Origin of the sequence: Ruminococcus sp., from assembly GCF_045129435.1 — a bacterium.
Taxonomy (GTDB): domain Bacteria; phylum Bacillota; class Clostridia; order Oscillospirales; family Acutalibacteraceae; genus Ruminococcoides.
Map to the genome: position 1 here is coordinate 1 of NZ_JBGVJL010000153.1, position 2,133 is coordinate 2,133.

Sequence of the window (2,133 nt, forward strand, 5' to 3'; positions counted from 1 at the left end):
AAATATCCCGAGGACAGTGCAGGCTCAATTATGACAACTGAGTTTATTGTGCTTCGTCCCGAAATGACAGCAGAGCAGTCTATTAAACGAATCAGACGAACAGGTGTAGATAAAGAAACTATCTACATTTGCTATGTTACAGATGAAAACTCAAAGCTCATCGGTATTACAAGTGTTAAGGATTTGCTGTTATCTGACGACGATGTTATGGTGTCGGAGATAATGGAAGAAAATGTTATCTGCGTAAACACTCTTGACGACCAGGAAAAGGTTGCACAGATGTTTTCAAACTACAATTTTCTTGCACTGCCTGTTGTAGATACCGAAAACAGACTTGTCGGCATTGTTACCATTGACGATGCTATTGATGTCTTGCAGGAAGAGGCAACCGAGGATATTGAAAAAATGGCTGCCGTAATGCCTTCTGACAAGCCGTATATGAAAACAAGTGTTTTCGGCATTTACAAAAAGCGTATTCCATGGCTGCTTGTACTTATGCTTTCAGCCACATTCACAAGTGCAATCATCTCTCACTTTGAGTCGGCACTTGCAAGCGTAATTGTGCTTTCGTCATTTATCCCGATGATTACCGGTACGGGCGGTAACGCTGGTTCTCAGGCATCGGTATCTGTTATTCGTGCCCTGTCGCTTGGTGAAATTAAATTCAGCAACGCTTTCAAGGTGCTTTGGAAAGAATTTCGAGTAGCTATACTTTGTGGTGTCACACTTGCCGCCGCAAACTTTATAAAGCTTATGATTTTCGATTTAAACGGTAAAGAAAACGCCCTTTTTATCGGACTTGTAGTTTCCCTCACCCTTGTGGGAACAATCATAATGGCAAAAATCATCGGCTCATTCCTGCCTATGGTTGCAAATAAAATCGGCGTTGACCCTGCTGTAATGGCATCTCCGCTTATCAGCACAATTTGTGACGCCCTGTCGCTTTTAATCTACTTTGGAATTGCAACCGCAGTGCTTCATATTTAAAAAATAATACAGAAAAACAGGTCATATCTGCTATTTTTGCAGATATGACCTTAATTTTTGCCTGAACTCAGCAAGCCAATAATAATTCCGATTGCAATATTCTGTTGCTTTTGCGACAATTCTCTGTAGCCGCTCAGCAAATCGCACTCATCCTCAGTCAATGACATTTGCACAGTTTTATCTATTGGCTGTCTTACATTTGTGTAGCCGATAATATAATCAACAGAGGTATTAAAAATATCCGCCATCTGCATAAGAGTTGCAATGCTCGGCTCGCTTTTTCCGTTTTCATAAATGTAGATATAAAATGTGGTAAATATTATGATTGTCCTGACCAGATTTGGAAATTTGAAAGACAGTCTGATGGTAGTTATAAAATCATAAGTGCATCAAATCAAGATTGTTTAGATGTTGATGGTGCTTCAACATCTCCTGGAGCAAATGTCCAGGCTTTTGTCGATCATGGTCATGATGCTCAACGATGGTATGTTATTGAGCGTAATGGCGGTGTTGTTCTTAAGTCTAAAATATCAAATTGTGTTCTGGAAGTTAACGGAGGAAATGCGACAGATGGAACTAATGTACAGATGAACATAGAAAATGATTCTGATGCTCAAATTTTTTCAATTTATAAGGTTGACTCTAATTCGTTTGCATTAAATATTGGTAATGATTTTACGGCACCAATTTTTAATTTATATCATTGGTTACCAATTGAGAATGATGAAAACAATAATGTTGTTATAGGACACGAAAACGGCACGGCGAATCAGGTTTGGCGATTTTTAAGACAGACTGATGGTTCATATAAAATTGTTTCTTGTTTAGATGGAAAGTGCTTGGATGTTCAAGGTGCATCATACGAAGGTGGAGCAAATGTTCAAGTTTTTACAGACCATTCTCACGATGCGCAAAGATGGTATATTTTCTCTTATAACGGCGGATATATGTTACAGTCAAAACTATCTGGCTTATTTTTAGATTTATATCAATGTATACCTGACGAAGGCAATAACATTGATTTGTGGAGTAGGAATTATAGCGAATCTCAAATTTTTTCAATTTATAACGGAGAAGAATGTAAGTTAAGCTCGCCTGTGTTAAATGTTAATGTTGATTCCAAAAATATTAAATTCTCTTGGAATA

The 2,133-nt window shown here is 38.0% G+C and carries 3 protein-coding genes and 1 pseudogene; 3 read left to right on the forward strand and 1 reads right to left on the reverse strand.

All coding sequences use genetic code 11. The features are described from left to right. Nucleotides 1–987: magnesium transporter (gene mgtE / locus ACJMMI_RS07365; protein ID WP_405354620.1), on the forward strand; the 987-nt coding region annotated here is incomplete at its 5' end. Between the two features lie 50 nt (nucleotides 988–1,037). On the opposite strand, the gene ACJMMI_RS07370 is transcribed toward mgtE, so the two are convergent. After that, nucleotides 1,038–1,361: a helix-turn-helix domain-containing protein gene (locus ACJMMI_RS07370; RefSeq protein ID WP_405354622.1), complete on the reverse strand. Its 324-nt coding sequence runs from the start codon at nucleotides 1,359–1,361 to the stop codon at nucleotides 1,038–1,040. A gap of 6 nt (nucleotides 1,362–1,367) precedes the next feature. Between ACJMMI_RS07370 and ACJMMI_RS07375 the strand changes: the two are divergent. Both ACJMMI_RS07375 and ACJMMI_RS07380 read left to right on the forward strand, forming a co-directional pair. Next, nucleotides 1,368–1,547: pseudogene (locus ACJMMI_RS07375) on the forward strand (RICIN domain-containing protein); the annotation flags it as partial. 27 nt (nucleotides 1,548–1,574) lie between these two features. Continuing rightward, the coding region (locus tag ACJMMI_RS07380; protein WP_405354623.1) for an RICIN domain-containing protein at nucleotides 1,575–2,133 on the forward strand (559 nt) is incomplete at its 3' end.